Genomic DNA, 21,978 nt, shown 5'->3' on the forward strand with positions numbered 1-21,978 from the left:
GCCTGACGAAGCCCTACCGCGCAGGGAGGCAGGCGTGGAATCCTTCCGCGCGTGATTGAACTCGAAACCGTCGAGGCCTTCGAGCGACACCTGCGCTCGGGGGCCCGCCTCGCCCATGTCGTCATCCAGGGGTTGGACTTGCGGCGCTTCACCCGCGAGCTCGTCTCCGCCGACCTGAGCGGCACCGTCTTCCTGGGCTGCGAGCTGGAGAAGGACGCCCTGCGCGCGGCGCTCGTGGGAGGGGCCCTGGTGTTCCCTCCCATCACCGGGCTTCCATACCAGCCCTATCGCAGCAGCCTCTACTCGCCGGAGGAGCTGTACGCCGGCTTCGACCCGGTGCGCCCGGAGACGTACTCCGACACGCCGGACGCGCGCATCTACTCGCACTGGGCCGCGCATGGACGGGGCAACGCGCCCACGCTGTTGGAGACGCTGGCCCAGCGGCTCCATGACCATGCCGTCACGGATGCGATGGAGGAGGTGCTCCACGCTGGCGGCGGCAAGCGCAAGGTGGTGGCCATCATGGGCGGCCACTCGATGAAGCGCGGCCAGGAGGACTACCGTGCGGTGGCGGCGCTGGCCCGCGAGCTGACGCAGCGGGGCTTCTTCATGGTCAGCGGCGGTGGCCCCGGCGCCATGGAGGCCACACACGTCGGCGCGTGGTTCGCGCGGCGCACCGAGGCGGAGCTCGACGCGGGGCTCGCCATCCTCGCGAAGGCCCCGAGCTACACGGACCGCGAGTGGCTCGCGCGCGCCTTCGAGGTGCGGAACGCGTTTCCGCTGCGCGACGGTGACAGGCCCCACTGCGACAGCCTGGGCATCCCCACGTGGCACTACGGGCATGAGCCGCCCAACCCGTTCGCGACGTACATCGCCAAGTACTTCGCCAACAGCGTGCGCGAGGACGGCCTGCTCACGATTGCGCGCGGCGGAATCGTCTATGCGCCGGGCAGCGCCGGCACCATCCAGGAAATCTTCCAGGACGCGTGCCAGAACCACTACAACTCCGTGGGCGTCATCAGCCCGATGATATTCCTCGGCACCGAGTTCTGGACGCGCACCCGCCCCGTGTACCCGCTGCTCGTGCAGCTCGCCCAGGGGCAGGAGTACGCGCGCTATCTCATGCTCACGGACTCGCGGGAGGAGGTCATCCGGGCGCTGGTGGATTACGACTCCGTGCAGGGCTCGACATCTGCCTCGTCCTGAAGTCGGTGACATTTTCTGCCCGGGTGGGTGTTTCGGGACATGCACGCGCGCCGGGCGTGCCGATATGCGCCGCAGTCAGGTCCGTTCCGCGAGGGACGTTCCTGGCCCCATCGGCCGAGGAGGAGTGCCATGTCCCACACCAATCCGTTCTGGCTGGGGGCAGCGTGCGTCGTGCTGGGTGCGCTCCTCTGGATGGCGCCCTCGTGCTGGACTTCCGAGCGGCCCCAGTCTCCGAGCAGGCCCGAGTCGCCCAGGCCCACACGGACGTATGTGAATGCCTCCTGGGGCCCACTGAGAGTCGCGTCCGGTGTGAGGTAGGGGGCGAGCCTTCACGCACGCGATGCACGGCCCCGGCGTGACGGTTTCGTCACGTCCTCCGGATTCAACGTGGGGCCCAGGCGCCGGAGCTCCGCGGCGATGAAGTCCGCGACCTCCTTGACCCGGGGCGTCGCGCGCAAGTCCCGGTGGACGCCCAGCCAGAGGTCCCTCGTAGGAGGCGGCGTGGGCGTGGTGAGTCTGCGCAATCCATTCATCGCATCGCCGAGGCACCGGGGCAGGCTCGCGAGCCCCGCGCCCGCCAGGGCCACGCGCGTCTGGACGTCACGATTGTTCAACCGGAAGGCGATGCGCGCACTGCCCGCGAGCTCGCGCAGCCAGGCGGTGTCGGCGATGGGGCCCAGCTCGTCGCTCATGGTGACGAGCGTGTGGCCCTCGCACTGGCGCGAGAAGTCCGGCGCGCCGTGCCTCGCGAGGTAGTCCTCCGACGCGTAGAGGCCGAAGGCCACGCGAGCCACCTTTCGCTGGATGATGTCCTGCTGCTCGAAGGGCACGACGCGCAGCGCGAGGTCCGCCTCCCGCTGCGTCAGGCTCACCCGGCGCACGTCCGCGTGCAGCTCGATGCCCAGCGCGGGGTGCTTCCCGGTCAGCGGGACGAGCATGGGCCCGAGCACGTGGCTCGCGAGCCACTCCGTGGTGCTCACGCGCACGGTGCCGGAGAGCCCGATGTCGCGGCCGGTGGCCTGGCGCTCGGCGGCGAGCGCGTCCTGCTCCATGCGCTCGACGTGGGCGCGGATGCTCTCGCCGGTGGCCGTCAGGGTGAAGCCCGAGGGCGTCCGCTGGAAGAGCCGGGAGCCGAGCTTCCGTTCCAGCGCGTCCAGGCGACGGCCCACCGTGGGCTGCGTCACCCGAAGCGTGCGCGCGGCGGACGACAGGCTGCCGTGCTGGGCAATGGCGAGGAAGAAGCGGAGGTCATCCCAGTCGAGCATCGTTCGAAGTCTCGCGAAGGCGGGCCATGCGTGGCGCATCCCAAGCCCATGCGAAAATGCATGGCCGGTCAACGCGCATGTCGTTGGCTTCAGGCAGGCCGGGCGCGCATGTCCTCCTCCGTCACAGTCTTGGAAAGGAAGGCAGTCATGTCGCTCGGGAAGTTCGGAATCGTTGCCGCGATGGTTTCACTGCTCGCCGCCTGCGCTGGCTCGGCGCCCAGGTCGCCCACTTCCAGCGAAGGCACCCTGCGCTGGTTCGGTGGGCCCACCGTTCTTCTGGAGCGCGGCGGCGTACGGCTGATGACGGACCCCATGCTGGGACCTCGCGGGCCGCATGCCTTCGTACTCCCGAAGCATCCCTCCACCGGCGCGCCCAACGCGGACATCGCCCGCTACATGGACCCGCCGGAGGTGCCTCTGGGACGGCTCGATGCCGTCCTCCTCAGCCACGGGCACGCCGACCACTTCGACGCGCGGGCCAAGGAGCTGCTCCCCAAGGACACGCTGCTCATCGTCGCTCCCGCCTCGGAGGCCAACGTCCGGAAGGCGGGCTTCACGAACGTGCGGGCGCTCGACTGGGGACAGTCCACGGTGCTGGAGGCGGGCGCCTCGCGCGTCCGAGTCACCGCCGTGCCCGCGCACCACTCGCATGACGCCGCGCTCGACTCGGAGCTGGGGAAGGGGAATGGCTATGTCCTCGCGTGGGAGGGTGCCTCTCCGTACGTGGTGTACTGGACGGGCGACGCTGTGCTGAGCGACGAGCTGCGCCAGCTCCCCGCGCAGTTCGGCACGGTGGACCTGTTCCTGCCCCACATGGGGGGCGTGGGAGGAGATGGGCCGCTGGGGCTCCGGACGATGGACGCCGACGAGGCGCTGGAGCTCCTCACGCTGCTTCGCCCGCGACGCACCATCCCCATCCACCACTCCACGTTCAGCCACTACCGCGAGCCCGCACGGGCGCTGGAGCAGCAGGCGGAGAAGGCGGGCCTGGGGGATGGACTCCGGCTTCCGCGCGAGGGTGAAGCCATCGACCTCGCCCGGTAGCGCGGCCCGCGTCACCCTCCGGGTCGCTGGGAGTCGTCGACGGGGCATGGCTACAGTGGGACTCCTGATGGGAGGGGGAACGTGAGCCAGCCGGAAGCGTCGTCGGACCTCGTGGTGCTCAAGGGCTGTGGTGACTCGGCGGAGGCGGCCATGGTGCGCGCGCTGCTGGAGTCCCACGGCATCGAGTGCGTCGTCCAGGGTGAGAACCACCGCGCCATGCTGGGCGCGATCATGGGCGGGTACATCGAGGTCAATGTGCTCGTCGCCGCGAGACGGACGCTTCGTGTGCGCAGACCCACCGAGCCAGTGTCGGACCACTTCTTGAGCTGAGCAACGCGGACACCCGTTGTTCCGAATCGATTCGTGAGGGCCATGCCAGCAGCTCCCGTGGCCTTGGTGCGTTCACGCAGCGCGGCCAGCTCCGCCTCACAGGCTGCACGGCGCGCTTCCAGCTCGGCCACCTGAGCCTGCATCGCCTCGGGTGGCCGCGCATCGCGGAACACTCGTACCTGGCTGTCTACTTCGGACGGATGAGAGACCAGCGTGAACTTTGCCTCGGGCTGAGACGCATCGGCGAAGCGAACTCGCAGCACTACATCACCCTTCAGCGCCGCGACGGGCTCCACGTTGATGGTCCGCTCGCCCACGTCCACCAGGGTGAAGAGTGTTCGGTCCAACTCCACGGAGTCCCGGTCGAGGTTCGGGTCGAGAATCAGCGTGGTAACCGTACCCGGTGCCACTCGAATCTCGGTCGGCGCCTTGGAGAGGGTGACGCGGCGGTCCTTGCGTACTCGCTCGGGATTCGGCTCCGCTGTTACCGTTCCCGCCAAGAGGGTGGCGAGCACCAGGACCAGCGCATGAAGTTGGAGCAATTCGGGGCAACCTCCCACGTCACTCTACCTGATGCCGCACTCGGGGCACGTCGCAGTGCAGTGCCCGGAAGAGGGGCCGAGGCTTTGGAGGTGGCCGAAGTCCGCAAGCTGGCCAGGGGCTCCTCGCTCCCGCTGCGCACACTCGCAATCCGGAGCGGCTCGCAGGCAGTTGTGGCGGACGCTTCTTCCTGACGAAGAATCCTGACCGACGACCGGCTCGGCCAGCCAACGAGCGGGGGTTTACTGGACGTGGAGAGGGAGTCCTTCGCGGAGCGCTCCACCGAGCAGGCAGGGGAGGGCGCGAGCCCTGTTCCACGGGGGCGAGGCGGCATATCCTCGGGGCCCTTCGGGAGGAATGCTCGGATGCGGCCCCGGGCCGTCTTCTTCGACCTGGATGACACGCTCATCGACCGTGCGGACGCCTTCGCCCGCTACGTCGAGCTCCTCTTCTCCCGGAACAGGGAGGCCTTGCCCAATGCCACCCGTGCCGCCGCCATCGCCGAGGTGCACGCGTTGGACCGGCGCGGTGCCACGGACCGCACCGTCTTCTGCAAGCGCGTGACGGAGACCTTCCCGGCCCTGGGGCTGACGCCCGATGCGCTCTGGCAGGACATGTCCACGCACCTCCCCATGTTCGTGAAGCCGGATGAGGCGGTCTGCTCGCTGATGAAGCAGGTGCAGCGGAGGTGGCCGGTGGCGGTGGTGTCCAACGGCTCGGCGCGGGTGCAGCACATGAAGCTGCGCTACGCCCGCCTGTGGGACGTGCTGCCCGACGTCTTCCTGTCCGGGGAGGTGGGCGCGGAGAAGCCGGACGCGCGCATCTTCCAGGCGGCGCTCGCGCGCGTGGAGCGGGCTCCCGAGGACGTGCTCCACGTGGGCGACGACCCGGAGCGCGACATCGCCGGCGCCGCACGCCTGGGCATGGCCACGTGCTGGGTGTCCCACGGACGGCCGTGGCCCTACGGACTGCCGCCGCCCACCTTCACCGTGGAGCGAATCGTGGGCGACCTGACCCCCATCGTGGAGGTGCTCGCGCGATGGACATGAACACCGTGGTCGGCTCCCATGACCTGCTCTTCCTCACGCTGGACACCCTCCGCTACGACGTGGCGGAGGAGCTGGCCGCGCAGGGCCGCACGCCCAACCTCACCGCGCTGATGCCCGGAGGCCGGTGGGAGAAACGCCACTCGCCCGCCAGCTTCACCTACGCCGCGCACCACGCCTTCTTCGCGGGCTTCCTGCCCACACCCGCCGCGCCCGGCGTCCACCCGCGCCTGTTCGCCATGCGCTTCGAGGGCAGCGAGACGACGGCCACGGGCACGTGCGTGCTCGACGCGCCGGACCTCGTCACGGGCCTCGCCGGGCGCGGCTACCACACGGTCTGCATCGGCGGCGTGGGCTTCTTCAACAAGCGCAACCCGCTGGGCAATGTGCTGCCCGGCCTCTTCGCGGAGAGCCACTGGAGCCGGGAGCTGGGCGTGACGGACCCGCGCTCCACCGAGCACCAGGTGGCCCTCGCGGTGAGCCGCCTGGACGCACTGCCCCGCGAGCAGCGCGTCTTCCTGTTCATCAACGTGTCCGCGCTGCACCAGCCCAACCGGCACTACCTGCCCGGAGCCACCGAGGACTCCCGGGCCTCGCACGCCGCGGCGCTGGAGTACGTGGACCGCCAGCTTCCGCCCCTCTTCGCCGCCCTGCGACGCCGGGGGCCTGCCTTCTGCATCGTCTGCTCGGACCACGGGACGGCCTATGGCGAGGACGGCTATACCGGTCATCGCCTGGGCCACCCCGTCGTCTGGACGGTGCCCTACGCCGAGTTTTCGCTGAATCGAGACACCGCACCATGACGCGCCTGGAGCAGATGCTGGGGGAGTCGCCCTACGTGGCGTACCTCTACGGTTACCCCCACAAGACGGCCTACCGGCCCTTCACCCCCGCGCTCCCCCTGGAGTCCGTCTGGGCGGAGGAGCGGCGCGACGCGCTGTTCCTCTACGTCCACGTGCCCTTCTGTGAGATGCGCTGCGGCTTCTGCAACCTCTTCACCGCCGCCGGCCCGAAGCAGGACGTGGTGGACGGCTACCTCGCCGCGCTCGGCCGTGAGACGCGTCGGGTGAAGCAGGCCCTGGGCCCGGCCTCCTTCGCGCGCGCGGCCATCGGCGGCGGAACGCCCACGCTGCTCGACGTGGCCGGCCTGCACGGCGTGTTCGACCTCATGGAAGGTGTCCTGGGCGCGGACTTGAAGGCCATCCCCGTGGGCGTGGAGGTGTCGCCGGAGACGGTGGACGCGGAGAAGCTGCGAGCGCTGCGCTCGCGCGGCACGGACCGGGTGAGCATCGGCGTGCAGAGCTTCCTCGAAGCGGAGGTGGCCGCGGTGAAGCGGCCCCAGCAGACGGCGCAGGTGGAGGCCGCGCTGGACCTCATCCGCTCCGTGGGCTTCCCCACGCTCAACATCGACCTCATCTACGGGATGGAGGGGCAGACGGTGGAGAGCTTCCTCTACTCGATTCGCGCCGCCCTCCGCTTCAACCCCGAAGAGCTGTACCTCTATCCGCTCTACGTGCGGCCGCTCACGTTCCTCGGCAAGAAGGCTCGCGCGTGGGATGACCTGCGCCTGGCGCTCTACCGCGCCGGCCGCGACTTCCTCCTGTCCCAGGGCTACACGCAGGTCTCCATGCGCATGTTCCGCGCGAAGCACGCGCCGGACCTCGGCGGCCCCGTGTACCGCTGCCAGGAGGACGGCATGGTGGGGCTGGGAGTCGGGGCTCGCTCGTACACCGGCAGCGTGCACTACTCGTCCGAGTACGCGGTGGGCTCGCGCGAGGTGCGCTCCATCATCGCCGCGTACAGCGAGCGCACCGAGGCGTCCTTCGGCGAGGTGGGCTACGGCTTCCGGCTGGACTCCGACGAGCGGCGGCGGCGGTACATGCTGCTGTCGCTGCTGGCGGACGGCGTGGACCTGGAGGCGTACCGGCAGCGCTTCTGCACCGACGTGCTGGCGGACTTCCCCGAGCTGCTGGAGCTGGAGGCGCGCGGGCTGGGCAGGCGGGTGGACGGTGTGCTGAAGCTCTCCGACGCGGGCGTGGAGCGCTCGGACCTGATTGGCCCGTGGCTGCACTCGGAGCGGGTGCAGGACATGATGAAGGAGTACGCCTGGCGATGAAGCTCACCGTGCTCTACCGGGGCCCGCTGTCCGGCTGCAACTTCGGCTGCGAGTACTGCCCCTTCGGCAAGTGGAAGCAGAGCGAGGAGGAGCTCGCCAAGGACCGTGAGGACCTGGCGCGCTTCATGGCGTGGGTGGAGTCACGCACGGACCTGCGCATCTCCGTCTTCTTCACGCCGTGGGGCGAGGCGCTCATCTGGCCGTGGTACCAGGAGGCGCTCGCGCGGCTGACGCACCTGGAGCACGTGGACAAGGCCGCGGTGCAGACGAACCTCTCCTGCACGCTGGACTGGGTGGAGCGCTGCAAGGTGGAGAAGCTGGGCATCTGGGCGACGTACCACCCCGAGTGGATGAAGCGCCGCCGCTTCGTGGCCCAGTGCGAGAAGCTGTCCGCGTTTGGCGTGCGGCACAGCGCCGGCATGGTGGGCTTCGTGCGCTTCGCGGAAGAAGCAGAGGCCCTGCGGAGCGAGCTGCCCGCGGACACGTACCTCTGGGTCAACGCGGTGAAGGACGGGCAGGAGGAGCCGTACACGCCCGAGGACCTCGCCCGCTTCACGCGCGTGGACCCGCTCTTCCCCATCAACAACACGCGCCACCCCAGCCTGGGCCGCGCGTGCCGCGGCGGCGAGTCCGTCATCTCCGTGGACGGCGAGGGCACCGCGCGCCGGTGTCACTTCATCGACGAGCCCATCGGCAACCTCTACGCGCCGGACTTCGACGCGGCCTTGAAGCCGCGTCCGTGCACGAAGGCGGTGTGCGGGTGCCACATCGGCTACGTGCACCTGGAGTACCTGGAGCTGGACCGCGTGTTCGGCTCCGGCATCCTGGAGCGCGTGCCCGCGACGCCGTTGTGGCGCGACGTCGCGGGCCTGAAAGCGGCTCCGGGTGTGGAGCAGCGCTTCACCACAATGTCCCCCGCCGGGGCCGTAGCCCCGGTTGTGAATGCGGCTCAGGGCGTGGAGTAGACCTTCACCGCGATGTCTCCGCCGGGGCCGAAGCCCCAGGCCACGGAGCCGGCGGTGCCGTCCGAACTGCGCCGGTAGTACCAGACGCTGGAGCTGGGGTTCGGGTCGACGTAGGGCCGCCAGACGGACAGGTCCGCCTTGCCGTCGCCGTCGTAGTCCGCGGGGACGGTGATGTCTCCGGCCAGGCCGAAGGGCCCACCAGTGAAGCCGCTCAGGTCCGGCGTGCGGATGTACCAGGTGCCATCCGACGGCCGCCAGACGGCGATGTTCGCCTTGCCGTCCTCGTCGTAGCCGGCGGGGACGGGGACGTCGCCGGAGAGGCCGAAGGTGTGGATCAGCGCGGGCGCGCCGTTGGAGTAGAGGACGTACCAGGTGGCGTTGGAGGGCCGCCACACGGCCAGGTCCGCCTTGCCGTCGCCGTCGTAGTCGGCGGGCACGGGCAGGTCGCCATACATGCCCCATTGCGTCACGGGAGCGTCGATGCCGGTGCAGCCGTAGCGGATGCGCCACGAGCCGTCCGACGGCCGCCACACGGCCAGGTCCGCCACCCCGTTGCCGTCGTAGTCGGCGGGGAAGGGCACATCCCCCTGCTGTCCGAGGTACGCCGTGGTGACAGTCTTGTCGGCGTTGCGGATGCTCCAGCGGCCCGTGGCCGGGTCCCACACGGCGAGGTTGGTGGTGCCGTCGCCGTCATAGTCCGCCGGGACGAGGCGCGAGTTGCTGTCACCCAGCGCCACCTGCGTCTGCACGCCCGCGGCGGTGCGAATCTTCCAGAGGCCCAGCGGCCGGTTGTACACGGCGATGTCCGAGACGCCGTCACCGTCGAAGTCCTGCGCGGGCCGGTTCGAGAAGCCGCCTCCGCACTGCGCCGTGGCGGCCTCTTGCGTACCCAGCTCCTCCGCCGTGGCCGGGGTGTCGAGCTCCGTGCCACAACCCGCCAGCAACATGGCGGCCGTGGCGGAAACGTACAGCTTCATGGGGACGGACATGGGTGCTCCTCCTGCGTGGGTGTTTCCGTCGAGCCGGTTGCAGATGCATTTCTTTGCATTTGCCGCCGTGAATTTCTCGGAGCACCTCTCGATGCCCACGTGGAGGCAGTCGTGGGCGCGGCAGTCGAAGGAGTCGCCGCACTGGCGGGCCTTGGTGAATCGAAGCACGCACCGGCCCGGGGACGCACCCAGCGTTCGCGAAGGACCTCTCCCCCGAGAGGCGTGCAATGCTGGCGCTCATCCTCGCCCGCGGCGAGGGAGGGCTGAAGCCCAAGGGGATGACCGAGATGCCCATGTGGATGCCGACCCGACGCCTTGTTCCGCTCCTGGCCCTCGTCTTCACCGCCTGCGCGGGCATCGACGTGAGCACCCAGTACGACGGTAACGCCATGAAGGCCGCGAGCGGCTATCGCACCTATGCCTGGCTGCCCCATGCGAAGCCCGCGGGGCAGGCCGCCCCGGAGGGCGCCGCGGACACGAGCGTCGAGAAGTCCGTGGACGCCTATCTCGCGTCTCGCGGCTACCAGCGCGTGGAGGCGGGCGCAACGCCGGACCTCCTCATCAGGTGGGGCAGCTCCATCAACTTCCAGGGCATCCTCGTGCCGGGTATGGACCCGAACCCTCCGAGGGCGCCCTACCAGGGCCCGTACCAGGACCCCTACCCGAGCATGCAGTCCAAGCCCATCAAGCAGGAGTTCTCCAAGGGCGTGCTCGACATCGACATCACGGATGCCCGCGCGCAGAAGCTCGTGTGGCGGGGCACGGCCCAGGGGGAGCTGTCGCCCGGGGCCAGCAACGCGGAGATACAGGAGTGGCTGGGCAAGGCCGTCCCCAAGCTCCTCGCGGAGTTCCCTCCCGAAACTCCGAAGGACTGACGGTCCGCTGGGGACATGGCAGGTCGGCGAGCGACTTGTTCATCCCCGGGTCCTATGCGGCGGGCCCGCCGAGCGTGAACGGATCGTGGACGGCGACGCGGATCGCCGCGGCGAGCTTGGGCTCGAGCCGCGACCGCTCGGTGTCCTCGACCCACTGCAAGGCGGCGCGCAGCCGCTGGGAGAGCCGAATGAAGTAGAACGGACTCTGACCATCGAAGGGCATGCCGCCGCCGCGGAGGCGACTCATCGTGTGTGCCGCGACCCGCATGGGCTCGAAGAACGACATCTGGGTCGCCAGCTCGAGGCACTTCTCCTCGTCGTGTCGGGGATGCAGCGCGGCGAGCAGGAGCAGCATCGCTCGCGGATCGTCGCTCGCTAGCCAGGCGGCCGCGACCGTCGCGCGATCGAAACCGAGGTCCTGCTGCGATGACCAGTCGCGGTTGCGGCCGGATACCTCGTCCATCAGGTCGGTGAGCGTGCGCCGCGTCGTCATGCGACGATAGTACGGCACGGCGCGCGTTGTTCGGCAGCCAGCCGGCGGCCGGCCGCGGTCTGCTCGCCCGCAGCGACAGCCGAGCCACGCCCGCCCCAACCGGAACGAAAGGCGAATGGGAAGGACAGGAGTCCTATCGGGCGTTGCGGGCGGGAGCAGAGGGGGAGGTGAGGGATGCTGACGGGGAGCCCATGCGCCGCACTGCGGGCCGGCGCAGAAGCGTAAGTGTTCGCCGTGCCCCGGCCCGGGTCCTCACCGCACCCCATCAAGGCAGTGCGGGAGTTGAAGCACACGATTTAATCCTTTCACGCGTCATCTACGTTGACTCTCACCGTGTGCCATCGCCTACCTCTCGGGGGATGTGGAGCACGCGGCGGAAGGGTTGCCCATGCCGCTGCGCGACATCATCCACACGCTGCTCCAGCGCAAGCCCTCGGAGCGTCTCGCAAGGGCCGCGGAGCTGGAAGCCGTCGTGCGTGCGCGACTGGCCCAGTTGGGGCCGTACTCGGGCGAAGACGTGGTGAAGGAAGTCCAGCAGGCGCTCGCGGAGGCGGAGGACAGCCTCTGGGACTTCGTGGTGCCCGAGGACGAGGGTGGCATCACCCCGCCCGCAGCCGGCGCTGGTGCGGACGAATCCTCCACTGAGACAGCGCCGCCGCGAGGCCGCCCACGGGCAGCCGCCGTGCCGAGCAGCCCGGATGAAGTGCCGACGGAGCCAGGTACGGGCCCGCGCCGGGCGTTGAAGAAGCAGCCGACGGCTTGACGCCGACGGCAATCCCTTTCCCTCATCGCTGCTGAGCAACACCGGCCCGGCCCGGCCTCGCCGAACTGGACGTCAGACGTGTGTCGTTTCGTCCCCGCCTGGGGCATTCACAGGAGACGTGTATGCGCGTGAAGCGAAGTTGGGCCGTTGCCTTGCTGTTGCTCTTGCCGTGCGTCGCGTGGGCGCAGCAGAGCGAAGCGCCTTCCGTGTCACCGGAGCAAGAGGAAGGCCCGCCAGCTGTGCCTCCGGAAGAAGCGCTGTCCGCGTCCGAGACGGAGGCGTCCGCGTCCGGCTCAATGCCCTCGGCGAAGAGGTGGCACTACCTGACGCGCCTGGAGGCTACGAGTTGGACATTGCTGCCGCGTGCGGGCGCGGGGACTGACGAGGGCTTCGTGCAGGTGGAGCCCACGCTCATCATCGACGGCGGAGAGGAGTTCGGCGTCAACGTGGGCGCCCCGATGCGGCTGCGGCTGTGGGGAGGCAGGGAAGGCGCGGGCATCGTGCGGCGTGAAGACTGGGACAGCCTCTCCGACTGGGGACAGCTGGTGCGCGGCCTCAAACTCGGCTCGGACTTCTCGCCGCTGGCCGTGTGGTTCGGCGCGCTGGAGGACTACACCCTCCTGTCCGGCCACCTCGTGCGGCGCTACTCCAGCCGTGCCAATCCCGACTACCACCCGGCAGGCGGCTTTCTCACCGGCACGCTTGGGCCACTCTATGCACACGCCTTCGCGTCGGATGTGCTGGGCGCGCGTCTCATGGGTGCGGAGTTCTCCCTGGACATGCAGCACGTCCTCTTTGGCCAGCCGCGCGAGCCGGGCCGCTACACGCTGGCGCTGTCGGCGGTGCATGACTGGGGGCGTGCCGGAGGACGCGCGCCCTCGGTGACGCTGGCGCACCTGGACGCGACCGCCATTGTGCTGGTGCGTCCGACGTATGAGGCGCACGTGATTGCAGGCTGGGGAGGAAGGCCCGGGGAGGGCGACGCGTGGGGCGCGGTGATGGGCGTCGGCCTCGACGTGCTGACGTCCACGTTGGACATGAAGCTGCGACTGGAAGGGCGGCGGCAGCATGGCGGCTTCCGGCAGGGTTTCTTCGGCCCCGACTACGAGCTGGCGCGCTTCCGGGCGGTGGGCCCTGATGGCGTGCCGGTGGCGGAAGCCCCATTCCCCGACGGCTACTCCGCTCATGGCGAGCTGAACGTGGGCTGGGATGCTGCCAGCTACGGCGGACTGCAACGGCACCTGAAGCTGTCGCTGGGCGCCGAAGCCTTCTCCTGGGGCCGCTTCGACATGGACGGGCGCGTCGCGGTGCAGCTCATGGAGCGCAGCCTTGAACTTGCGTTGAAGGGGCTGGGCGCGGGCATGGGGAAACCTGGGGCGCGCTACCTGGGAGCGGCGGAAGTGCGGTGGCGATTCCTCAAGGGGCAGCTCTACGCCATGGGCACGGGAGGGACGCTGCTGTTCCCAGAAGGTGACGGGACGCTGCGGCCTGGGGCCTTCGCCTCCGTGGGCCTGGGGGTGGACAATGCGCGCTGACACTCTGCTGCTGTGTGTGGCTCTGCTGTCCACCGGCTGCGCGTCACTGTCGCGAGCACCGAACCGAAGCGGAAGCCTGCGCTACATGCCGCGCGGTGCCACGAGCCCCATATTGACGCAACCGCCCGGCGAGGAGCCTCCGAGAGCCCCGGTTTCCGCTTCGCTGGTCGTGGCTGGGCCTGGAGTGCTGGAGCGGCGGCTGCTCCGTCGTGTCGAGCCACGGAATGACGTGACGGGAGCGGGCTCGGGCAGCGTGGCGCCTGCCGCCGGGGGCGTCGCTCGCGGCACGTCGCAAACGGATGCCTGGGAGAAGCTGCTCACCGACGCGGGTATGGAAGACCGGGACGAGCGGCCCTTGCCGGGACGCTCGCTGTCGCCCACGCAGGCGGCGCGGCTGATGGGGGCGTTGCTGCGCAAGCCGGTGACGCTGGGCAACTTCCCGGCCCGCATGGGCGTGGGCCTCATGCTGCGCGAGGTGCTGGAGACGGGAGAGGCTTCACGCGAAGAGCTGGTGCGCCGGGTGGAGCGCTTCGCGGACGTGGCGGTGCTCCGGCCCGATGGTTGCCTCGCGTGGGTGCGGAGTGGGAAGACGCAGCAGCGGGTGGCGCCCGTCGAATGGCGCGATGGAGCCTTCCGCTCCCACCAATTCGAGCTGGGCCGCTTCTACGTGAGCGATGGCTTCCTCTTCCATCTCGCGGATGAGCGGATAGTGCCGATTCGCAACGGCCAGGTGATGACGGAGGTCCACGATGACGCGGACTACGTCAGCCGCACTCTGGACGGAGCCGAGGCGGCGTTCGTGAAGCTGGCGCTCTCCATCGGCCACTTCTTCACCTACCCGCTGGACAGCATCGCCTCGCTCAAGAACCTGCCCGCTGGAGTGGCGGCGCTCATCGAGTCGTCCCCCGAATACTTCGAGCGCTTCCGGTACATGACGCGAGGCGAGCAGGTGCAGGCCATTGCGGAGTTGGTGACGAACCTCCTCGTGACGACGGGCACTGCTACGGCCACCACGCGCACGATTACGGGGGCGCTGGCGGGTGCCGAGGCGACCGTGCCGGTGCTGTCGCTGTCTGCACAGGGAGCACTGGCGATTGAGCGCGTCACGGTGCCGGTGGGAAGGGCGGTGGCCGGTCTTGGCGGTGGACCTGGGGCAGCTATCATCCTCCACCGGGCCAACACGGCAGCGGGACAGTCATCACCCTCCGGTGGGCGTGGTCCAGGACAGTGGGCTCCGTCCGGAGAAAAGGGCGCGTCCCCTCGTGCTCGGGCGTACCAGGAGCAGATCTCAGGACACCCCTACGATGACGCCTACTGGGTGGGGGGCGTGGGCAGGAACAGCGGTGGCGTGAAGTTCGATGGCTACAAGGACGGAGTGCTACTGGAGGCAAAGGGGCCCGGCTACGCTGAGTTCTTCGAGGACGGCCTTGACCCCAAATACTGGTACGAAAGATCCGGCAAAGCCCAGGACCTCATCGACCAAGCCGAACGGCAGCGCAAGATTGTTCAGGGCATGGGCATTCGCATCGAGTGGCATGTTGCCGAGGAGCATGCTGCCAATGCGATCCTGGCGCTGCTCAAGGAGAACAGGATCAAGGAGATCACCGTCATCCACACCCCGGCACGTCCCCTGGTACCCTAAAAAGAGCGCAGCAATGACCGTTCAATCCGCGCCCAAGACCTACCCTGAGACCTACTACGCTGGTGCCTACTGGGGGCCGAGACGGGAATCCCCAGAGGAGTGCGCCCGACGAGCAGTGACCTTCCTCAACATGCTGGCCGCGTGTGACCCCCTGCTGGCGCACTGGAACAAGATTCCCAAGCCGCGAGGCAAGGGACGGAAAATCCCCCTCATGCCCCCTGACCTCCCCACCTTGACGGAGGCGTTCCGGCGCGGCGTCAACCGAGAGTCCGGCGGGCCCCCCATTGAAGATTTGGGTTTGACCGTCTCGGCATACAACGACGGCGCTGGCCCAGACTTCGTCTCTGTGAGAATGCACTGCGGGAGCTACGCCGAATTCAGCGCCGCCAATGCGTGCGTCCTGTCGCTACCCTCCAAGGGGGAGAACGCGGAGCGAATACTCACGGCATCCGTGCTATCCGAGGTGGTGCGCAGCATGGCGCTGGCCTGGGAGCCTGATTGGGCGGTGGCCATTTCCCGCACGCATCGGGAGCTGGACGACAAGGACGGCGAGGCCGACGTGTGGCTTGGCTGGGTGACGTACCTTGCGCGTCAGCAGGGTAGGGCACCGCCGCTTCCTGCTCCCGTTCGCATCGAGCCGGTGGAGGACAAGGGCACGCTCATCGTCCTGACCCCGGAACGCTTCACGGTGGCCAACCCTGAGCATGTGGCGCTGGCGCGGCGCGTGCGCGAGCTGCTGTCCAGGGCCGGCCTCATGCAGCCAGTTGCGCCCTGACCGACAACGGCGGCCCCGCCTGCTGATGCGCGGGGGCGTCGTGTTCCCGCTCACTTCGTGAGCTCGTCGAAACCGTCAGAGGCCGTGCAGCGCCTCGCGAATTTCCCACTCGTACACGGTGAGCCCGTCGCGGCGCAGGTTGGGGAGCAGGTCGCCGAAGGCGTTGGCCTCCAGCACGCGGTGCCCCGTGAAGAAGTCCTCGAACATCAGGTCGATGCCCACATGGAGGCAGTCATGGGCGCGCGCCACGGTGCGGCAGCTCTCCAGGGCCGCGTTCCATTCATTCGCGGGGACGGCGGCGCGCAATTCGTCCAGCTCGCCTCTCCAGCCGCCCAGGTGCAGGTTGGTAATCGGGTGCCGGCTCTGCCGCACCACCGTGAAGGCCGGCTCGCCGCGCACCATCAGGATGCGGCAGTCGAAGTAGTCGCCGCCCAGGCGCGCCTTGGGGATGGAGTGCTCCACCTGTGAGCCCTCGGCGAGGAGGAAGCCCAGCACCTCGTCCACGCGCGCGGGCTCGTCGATGCGGCGCACCTTGAGTGAGTTGTACCAGCCCGTCTTCGCCTGCTCGATGGTGGTGACCAGCGTGTCCCGTGCGCGCCCGAGCCGGTAGATGGCGAGGCACGACGCGGACGAGCCGCAGGACAGCTTCACGAACACCTCGCGGCAGTCCTGCTCGCGCATCCGCTGGCGCAGGGAGTCCGAATCCGTCACGCCGTCCAGCCACTCCGGCACCGGCACGCCGAGCCCCGCGTACCTCCGCGAGGTGATGCGCTTGTCGAAGAGGTCCGCGATGCTCGCGGGCGCCTGGAGCACCTTCCAGCGCGGGTGCGCCGCGAAGATGGCCTCCAGCTCTGAGAGCGTGCGCAGGAAGCCGAGGTGGTGCTGCCGGGGATGGAGGATGCGCCCGTGGTCGTACTCCAGCGCGTCCACCTGCGCCGGAGTGATGGCCGTACAGCCGGTCTCCTGTGCATCTGGAGCGCCGCGCTTCAGCAGCGCCCGCTCCACGTCCCAGCTCTCGCCCGCCGAGTCGATGCGGACCAGCGCGTCGGTGTCCGGCAGGTCCGCGAGGAGTCCCGGGGTGGAGAGGAAGTCCACCCAGGGCACCACCCTCGCGGGAGGGAGCCCCTGCCGCGCCAGTGCCTCCTGGAAGAGGGTGACGCGGCGGTTCTCCGCGTTGCCGATGAGGATGAAGGGCGGAGCCAACGCCATCCGGCGCTACTCGCCCACCGCGACATAGCGGTGGTCGTCATCGTCGTCGGAGTAGTCCTTGCGCTGGTGTCCAATGACCACGTCCGCGCACAGCTTCGACAGCGACTTCGCAGCCTTGGTGCCGAGCAGGTTCTTGGTGAGGTCCAGGCGCTTGAGGTGCTTGAAGGCCGCCGCGTTCGCCAGCAGCACCGCCGCGCCTTCGTCCGTCAGCGTGCCCTTGGACAAGTCCAACGTCTCGAGCTGCGGGAGCACCTTGGACTTCGGCAGCGCCTCGACCAGCTCGTTGGTGAACTCGGCGTTGCACAGGCCCAGGTGCTTGAGCTCCGGCAGGCCGGTGGCGTCGAGGATGGGTTGGATGTGCTTCAGCTCGCCGCTGGCTCCGTAGTTCTCGCTGCCGAACCAGACTTCCAGCTTCTGCATCTTCGGCCAGTTCGCCGCGGCGATGGCCTTCACCGAGCCCCGGTCCAGTCCGCCGGACTCCAGGATGAACTCGCGCAGCTCCGGCAGGTCGATCTTCCCGAGGCTCACGTCACCACCGCGCAGGTGCAGCGAGCGCAGCTCCGGCAGGGCCTTGTACAGCGGCGCCACGTTGCCCACGTCCGTCCACGAAATCTCCGTATCGTCCGGGAACACGTAGTCGCCGATGAACAGCTTGCGCACCGTCTTGGGCGCGGACTTCGCGATGAGTCGGATGATGTCGTTGTACTCGTTCTCTCCCTCGTTGTCCGCCAGGCCGATGGTCAGCTCCTGGAGGAAGCGCGCGGACGGGTGCGCGAGCAGCATCTTCAGCGTCTCGTCGACCTGGAACTCCGGGTCCTCATCCCAGCCAGCGACCGCCACGCGGGCGCTGCGGATGAAGCCCAGGTGCCACTCGATTTTCAGCGTCTCGCCCCCGAGCATCGATGAGAGTTTCGTGCCCAGCAGCAGCCCCTGGTGCTTCTTGAGGAGCGCGGACACCTTCTTCTTGAGGGCGCTCGCCTCCGCGCCCTTCGCCTGTGACATCGCGTGCTGGAGGGCGATGAGCTCGCCGCGCGGGTCGCCCTGGGACTGGAGCCAGTCGCCGTAGACGAGGTAGCCGTCCGCGGCCTCGGGCTCACGGAGGATGGCGTCCTCCAATTCCTTGTTGGACTTGGGCTCGGGGCCGGTGTCCTCGGGCTTCACGCGCGCGTAGCCCTTCTTCGTCTTCTCCAGCACCTGCTTGTCGTAGGACGTGCGCGCCTCGTATTCGTGCTCGAAGGTCTGCGTCTTCTCCTGGCCCTCGGTGCCGATGCGGCCCCAGCGCGTGGTGAGGACGTTCTCCTTCCGGTCGATTTCCCAGAACTTGTTCGAGCTGCCTTCCTTGAATTCGAAGCGCGGCATGGTGTGTCCCCCAGACGTGTGATGCGCGTGGTGCTACTCGCCGACCGCCGAGTAGCGGTAGTCCTCTTCGTAGTCGCGCTGGTTGCCCGCGGCGACGCTGGGGCACAGCTTCGCGACCAGGCGCTCGCCCTCGTCGGTGAGCGTGTTCTCCGTGAGGTCGATGTGCTTGAGGTGGGCGAAGGCCGCGGCGTTCTCCGCGAGGATGCGCGCGCCCTCGTCGGACATGACGCCCTTGGACACGTCCAGCCGCTCGAGCTGCGGCAGCACCTTCGCCTTCGGCAGCACCTTGCAGAGGTCGTCGGTGAACTCCGAGTTGCACAGGCCCAGCGACTTGAGGTTGGGCAGGCCCTTGCCGTCGAGGATGGGCTGGATGTCCTCCACGCCGCCCTCGCCGCCGTAGTTGTCCTGTCCGAACCAGACCTCCAGCTTCTCCAGCTTGGGCCACTTCGCGGCGGCGATGGACTTCACCGCGGACAGGGGCAGGCCGCCCGTCTCCACCGTGAACTCGCGCAGCTCCGGCAGGTCCACGTTGCCCAGCTCCAGCGAGCCGCCGCGCAGCCGCAGCGAGCGCAGGTTGGGCAGCAGCTTGTAGAGGCTGGAGATGTCATGGATGTAGGACCAGGAGATTTCGGTGTCGTCCGGGTACTCGAAGTCACCGATGAACAGGCTCTGGAGCGTCTTCGAGCCGCCCAGCTCGTTGAGCGCCTCGGTGAGGGACTCGATGACGCTCCCGTAGTCGTTCTCACCGTCGAAGCTCGCCATGCCGATGGTGAGCTCGCGGATGAAGCGCGCGGACGGATGCGCGAGCAGCTCCTTCACCAGCTCCGGGATGTCGCGGTCGGAGTCGTAGTCCTTCTGGCCCACGCGCGCCGACTTGATGAAGCCCAGGTGCCACTCGAGCTTCAGCTCCTCCTCGTCCTGCGCGTCCGCGAGGTCGCCGAGGAGCGAGTCCTTGAAGCTCTTGAGGTGCTTCGCAATCTGCTTCTTGAGGTTGGCGGCCTCCTCGCCGCTGGCCTGGAGGGCCGCGTGCTGGAGGGCCACCAGCTCACCGCGCGGGTCGCCCTGGCGCTGGAGCCAGTCGCCGTAGACGAGGTACGCGTCCGCGTTGTCCGGGTTGGAGAGGATGGTGGCCTCGAGCTCCGGGTTGGAGGCGCTCTCGCCGGCCTCGCCTTCACCCTCGTCGCCGCCCTCGCCGTCGCCGACGAGCTCGTAGCCCTTCTTCTCCTTCTCGCGGACGAGCTTGTCGTACTCCTTCTTCGCGGTGGCGGTGTCGCTGAAGGACTGCGTCTTCTCCTGGCCATCCGTGCCGATGCGGCCCCAGCGCGTGGTGAAGGAGGTACCCGAGAGGGAAATCTCCCAGAACTTGTTGGAGCTGCCTTCCTTGAACTCGTACCGCGGCATGGACGTCCTCCGCGCGCCGTCGTGGCGCGTCCCGGACCGGACGCTAGAGAAGGCTCCGCGCAAGCTCAAGCGTCGTGCCCGTCCAGGACTCCCAGGGCGATTCGGGCTGGGGGGATTCCTGGGGCGCGCGTGTCGCAGTCTTGGAACCCAGGACGCGCACGTGCGGGGACGGTCCACTCAGGTCCACGAGCTGGAGGCCCACCCGGGCGTCGGCTTCCCGTGCGTCGTGGGCGCCGCGGGCTCCGTGACGTGCCGCGTCCACGAGGAGCACGTCCACCCGGGAGCGCTTGGTGCTCGCCGCGGCCTCGGAGAGGACGGAGTCGAGGTCGGGGGCGGTGAGGACTTCCGCGGTGCCTCGCTCGCGCCACTCGCGCAGGAGCAGCTCGCAGAGGCCTCGCTCAGGTTCTAGCGGGGACTGCGCCTTTTCGTCCTGCACGAAGACGACGCGGAAGCGCAGGTCCTCGGCGGTGAGCCAGGCGGAGAGCCGGCGCACGAGACACAACACCAGGCCCAGCGCGACGACGGCGCGCTGCCAGCGCACGCCGGTGTCCTTCACCCGCGCGTCCACCAGGCCCGGCAGCACGGCGAAGGTGATGACGCGGCGACGGCGCACGGCCACGCTCTCGTCGCGCGTGTAGTAGAGGAGCTCGCCCTCGACGTAGCGCACGTCGAAGAGGTCCAGGGTGGGCTCGTCCTCCATGTAGACCAGCTCGGAGGTGACGAGGTTCTCCAGGCTGCCCACGTTGGACACGGAGGCGAAGCCGCCCTGCGGGAAGGCGGCCTCGTCCTCCAGCGACGTGGGCGTGGGGCCGGAGGAGACGGGGCGCGCGCGCAGCTTCGGCGGCAGCGTGCGGGAGAGGGCTTCGGCGGCTTCCACCGCCTGCTCCAGGGCCATGCGCTGCGCCTTGCCCTGGAGGTGCTCCAGGTTCTCCAGCGTGAAGGCCTCCGCGTCGCCGAGGAGCGCCTGGGCCCGGCGGGCCGCGCTGGCCAGGGCCTCGTAGCCTTCGGCCAGTCGCTCCAGCGCGGCGCCGGCTCCGGGCTCTCGGAGTGCCGCGTAGCCCGCTTGCAGCAGTTCGGCGGGAGGGCGTTCCAGGACACGCCGTGCGAGGCCCGGGCTCAGCGCGGTGCCTCCGGTGAAGCCGAGCCGGGTGAGGATTCGTGCCGCGAGGAAGGCGACGCCCCGGGGGCGGAGTGCTTCGGGCAGGCGGGCCAGGGCGGAGGACACGGCGTCGAGGTGGGGCTCGGCGGCGAGCCGTGCGAGCACGTGGTCGTCATACGCGCGCACGGCGGCGCGCAGCCGGGGGAGCGTGTCCGGGACGGGCAGGGCGGGGGCGAGCGGCACGCCCGAGACGAGGCGCCCGAGGTCGGCGACGAGGGCCGGAGGCGGCAGGTCGGGGGCCTCCGCGAGCGTGGCGAGGAGCCATGGCACCGATGTGGTCAGTGACTCCGGGCCGAGGCCCTCCTGCCGCGCGAGGCAGAGCCCCGCGCACAGCCAGCGCTCCGCGTCCTGGGGTCCTCGCAGCTCCGCGCTCATGGGTTGCCCGCCAGTGACTCCAGGCCGAGGACTTCCTGCCGGGCGAGGTGCAACCCCGCACATGGCCAGCGCTCCGGGTCCTGGGGTCTTCTCAGCTCCGCGCTCATGGTTGCTCGTGAGACGGGGACGCAGGTCCCGCCCCTGTCGCCCGCTCCGTGGGAAGCGTGGAGCTTATCAGCCATTCAGGGTCCTTCGAGGGCAACGACGCATGCGGCGTTGCACGAAGCGGCAACCATTCGCGGCGGGGCTCGTGGATCGCTCTCGAGTGGAGATGTCGCGCTCGCGCCGCAAGGGTGGACGGTCGCCAACCGAGACACTGCGTGTAAGTCGCTGGCACGGCCGTGGTCGCGTCCGCAGCGGAGGGGAATCTTCTGCTATGAAAAGTCTCAGGAGCCCCAGGGGCGGCTCCGTCACGGAGAGGGGCACATGAGGAGTATCGCCGGCTGGTTTCTTCTCATCATCGGGCTCACCGGCTTCGCCGTGGAAATCGACAACCTGCGGAATGGCAAGACGGACAACACGGTCCTCGGGTTCTTCCTCGCCACCGCTTTTGTCATCTCGGGCCTGGCGCTCTTCCGTAGCGCGCGGCGAGCAAGGATGCCGGTTGCACAGCAGGAAGAGCCCGTCGCGCCGCAGCTCCCCGCCAGGTCTCCTCGCGACATCGAGCGGGCGGTCCTCTCCTGCGCGCAGCAGCACGCCGGCCGCGTCACCATCGCCGAGGTGGCGGCCGGGAGCGACCTCTCCTTCACCGAGGCCAAGGAGGTGCTCGAGGAGCTGTCTCGCGCGGGCGCCTGCACCGTCGACGTCACCGAGCACGGCGCCTTCATCTACGAGTTCAACGGCCTGATGCCCCGCGCCCCGAAGCGCGAGGCCATCGACGCTTGAGCCCCG

General features: G+C 69.2%; 20 protein-coding genes and 1 pseudogene. 13 read left to right on the plus strand and 8 right to left on the minus strand.

Annotation, left to right across the window (positions count from 1 at the left end; translation table 11 throughout):
• Positions 1–51: 51 nt before the first annotated feature.
• Positions 52–1,206 carry an LOG family protein gene (locus ACVTJA_RS19055; RefSeq protein ID WP_465838007.1) on the plus strand — a complete coding sequence of 385 codons (1,155 nt, stop codon included), beginning with the start codon at positions 52–54 and terminating at the stop codon, positions 1,204–1,206.
• 329 nt (positions 1,207–1,535) lie between these two features.
• Here ACVTJA_RS19055 and ACVTJA_RS19060 read toward each other — a convergent pair whose 3' ends face one another.
• Positions 1,536–2,471: a LysR family transcriptional regulator gene (locus ACVTJA_RS19060; RefSeq protein WP_465838009.1), complete on the minus strand. Its 936-nt coding sequence runs from the start codon at positions 2,469–2,471 to the stop codon at positions 1,536–1,538.
• 147 nt (positions 2,472–2,618) lie between these two features.
• On the opposite strand from ACVTJA_RS19060, the gene ACVTJA_RS19065 reads away from it, so the two are divergent.
• Both ACVTJA_RS19065 and ACVTJA_RS19070 read left to right on the plus strand, forming a co-directional pair.
• Positions 2,619–3,515: an MBL fold metallo-hydrolase gene (locus ACVTJA_RS19065; RefSeq protein ID WP_465838010.1), complete on the plus strand. Its 897-nt coding sequence runs from the start codon at positions 2,619–2,621 to the stop codon at positions 3,513–3,515.
• An 81-nt stretch (positions 3,516–3,596) separates the two neighbouring features.
• Positions 3,597–3,845 carry a putative signal transducing protein gene (locus tag ACVTJA_RS19070; protein ID WP_465838011.1) on the plus strand — a complete coding sequence of 83 codons (249 nt, stop codon included), beginning with the start codon at positions 3,597–3,599 and terminating at the stop codon, positions 3,843–3,845.
• Between the two features lie 32 nt (positions 3,846–3,877).
• Here the strand turns inward: ACVTJA_RS19070 and ACVTJA_RS19075 are convergent.
• Positions 3,878–4,405, minus strand: a pseudogene (locus ACVTJA_RS19075) (DUF2381 family protein); the annotation flags it as partial.
• A 345-nt stretch (positions 4,406–4,750) separates the two neighbouring features.
• Between ACVTJA_RS19075 and ACVTJA_RS19080 the strand changes: the two are divergent.
• Genes ACVTJA_RS19080 through ACVTJA_RS19095 form a run of 4 tightly spaced genes read left to right on the plus strand, consistent with a single transcriptional unit; the run spans position 4,751 to position 8,512 of the window.
• A complete protein-coding gene (locus ACVTJA_RS19080) occupies positions 4,751–5,434 on the plus strand; it encodes an HAD family hydrolase (RefSeq protein ID WP_465838013.1) in 684 nt (227 codons plus the stop codon).
• A complete protein-coding gene (locus ACVTJA_RS19085; RefSeq protein ID WP_465838014.1) occupies positions 5,425–6,234 on the plus strand; it encodes an STM4013/SEN3800 family hydrolase in 810 nt (269 codons plus the stop codon). Before ACVTJA_RS19080 ends, ACVTJA_RS19085 begins: the two co-directional genes overlap by 10 nt.
• Positions 6,231–7,547 (plus strand): STM4012 family radical SAM protein, encoded by a 1,317-nt coding sequence (locus tag ACVTJA_RS19090; protein WP_465838016.1) that lies wholly within the window; start codon positions 6,231–6,233, stop codon positions 7,545–7,547. The genes ACVTJA_RS19085 and ACVTJA_RS19090 overlap by 4 nt, the downstream gene beginning before the upstream one ends.
• Positions 7,544–8,512 carry an STM4011 family radical SAM protein gene (locus ACVTJA_RS19095; protein WP_465838018.1) on the plus strand — a complete coding sequence of 323 codons (969 nt, stop codon included), beginning with the start codon at positions 7,544–7,546 and terminating at the stop codon, positions 8,510–8,512. The genes ACVTJA_RS19090 and ACVTJA_RS19095 overlap by 4 nt, the downstream gene beginning before the upstream one ends.
• On the opposite strand, the gene ACVTJA_RS19100 is transcribed toward ACVTJA_RS19095, so the two are convergent.
• Positions 8,497–9,501, minus strand: a complete 1,005-nt coding sequence (locus tag ACVTJA_RS19100) for an FG-GAP repeat domain-containing protein (RefSeq protein ID WP_465838019.1) — start codon at positions 9,499–9,501, stop codon at positions 8,497–8,499. The genes ACVTJA_RS19095 and ACVTJA_RS19100 overlap by 16 nt on opposite strands.
• A gap of 227 nt (positions 9,502–9,728) precedes the next feature.
• Here ACVTJA_RS19100 and ACVTJA_RS19105 point away from each other — a divergent pair, with 227 nt between their 5' ends.
• Entirely contained in the window at positions 9,729–10,376 is a 648-nt protein-coding gene (locus ACVTJA_RS19105) for a DUF4136 domain-containing protein (protein WP_465838021.1), read from the plus strand.
• Positions 10,377–10,428: 52 nt separating this feature from the next.
• On the opposite strand, the gene ACVTJA_RS19110 is transcribed toward ACVTJA_RS19105, so the two are convergent.
• Positions 10,429–10,869 (minus strand): hypothetical protein, encoded by a 441-nt coding sequence (locus tag ACVTJA_RS19110; protein WP_465838022.1) that lies wholly within the window; start codon positions 10,867–10,869, stop codon positions 10,429–10,431.
• A 388-nt stretch (positions 10,870–11,257) separates the two neighbouring features.
• Between ACVTJA_RS19110 and ACVTJA_RS19115 the strand changes: the two genes are divergently transcribed.
• From ACVTJA_RS19115 to ACVTJA_RS19130, 4 genes are all read left to right on the plus strand, one after another.
• Complete coding sequence (locus tag ACVTJA_RS19115) at positions 11,258–11,632, plus strand: hypothetical protein (RefSeq protein ID WP_465838024.1); 375 nt, start codon at positions 11,258–11,260, stop codon at positions 11,630–11,632.
• A gap of 122 nt (positions 11,633–11,754) precedes the next feature.
• The gene (locus tag ACVTJA_RS19120; RefSeq protein WP_465838026.1) at positions 11,755–13,167 is read left to right on the plus strand and encodes a hypothetical protein; all 1,413 of its coding nucleotides are present in this window, start codon (positions 11,755–11,757) and stop codon (positions 13,165–13,167) included.
• A gap of 253 nt (positions 13,168–13,420) precedes the next feature.
• Positions 13,421–14,809 (plus strand): Tox-REase-5 domain-containing protein, encoded by a 1,389-nt coding sequence (locus tag ACVTJA_RS19125; RefSeq protein WP_465838028.1) that lies wholly within the window; start codon positions 13,421–13,423, stop codon positions 14,807–14,809.
• Positions 14,810–14,822: 13 nt separating this feature from the next.
• Positions 14,823–15,584 carry an immunity 52 family protein gene (locus ACVTJA_RS19130; protein ID WP_465838030.1) on the plus strand — a complete coding sequence of 254 codons (762 nt, stop codon included), beginning with the start codon at positions 14,823–14,825 and terminating at the stop codon, positions 15,582–15,584.
• Positions 15,585–15,659: 75 nt separating this feature from the next.
• Here ACVTJA_RS19130 and ACVTJA_RS19135 read toward each other — a convergent pair whose 3' ends face one another.
• Genes ACVTJA_RS19135 through ACVTJA_RS19150 form a run of 4 tightly spaced genes read right to left on the minus strand, consistent with a single transcriptional unit; the run spans position 15,660 to position 21,087 of the window.
• Positions 15,660–16,793 carry an STM4014 family protein gene (locus ACVTJA_RS19135; protein WP_465838032.1) on the minus strand — a complete coding sequence of 378 codons (1,134 nt, stop codon included), beginning with the start codon at positions 16,791–16,793 and terminating at the stop codon, positions 15,660–15,662.
• A gap of 6 nt (positions 16,794–16,799) precedes the next feature.
• Entirely contained in the window at positions 16,800–18,152 is a 1,353-nt protein-coding gene (locus tag ACVTJA_RS19140; protein WP_465838033.1) for a WGR domain-containing protein, read from the minus strand.
• A gap of 33 nt (positions 18,153–18,185) precedes the next feature.
• The gene (locus ACVTJA_RS19145; protein ID WP_465838035.1) at positions 18,186–19,553 is read right to left on the minus strand and encodes a WGR domain-containing protein; all 1,368 of its coding nucleotides are present in this window, start codon (positions 19,551–19,553) and stop codon (positions 18,186–18,188) included.
• A gap of 43 nt (positions 19,554–19,596) precedes the next feature.
• Entirely contained in the window at positions 19,597–21,087 is a 1,491-nt protein-coding gene (locus ACVTJA_RS19150; RefSeq protein ID WP_465838036.1) for a hypothetical protein, read from the minus strand.
• Positions 21,088–21,513: 426 nt separating this feature from the next.
• Here ACVTJA_RS19150 and ACVTJA_RS19155 point away from each other — a divergent pair, with 426 nt between their 5' ends.
• Positions 21,514–21,972 carry a hypothetical protein gene (locus ACVTJA_RS19155; RefSeq protein WP_465838038.1) on the plus strand — a complete coding sequence of 153 codons (459 nt, stop codon included), beginning with the start codon at positions 21,514–21,516 and terminating at the stop codon, positions 21,970–21,972.
• Positions 21,973–21,978 lie beyond the last annotated feature (6 nt).

It is taken from the genome of Pyxidicoccus sp. M6, from assembly GCF_055568925.1.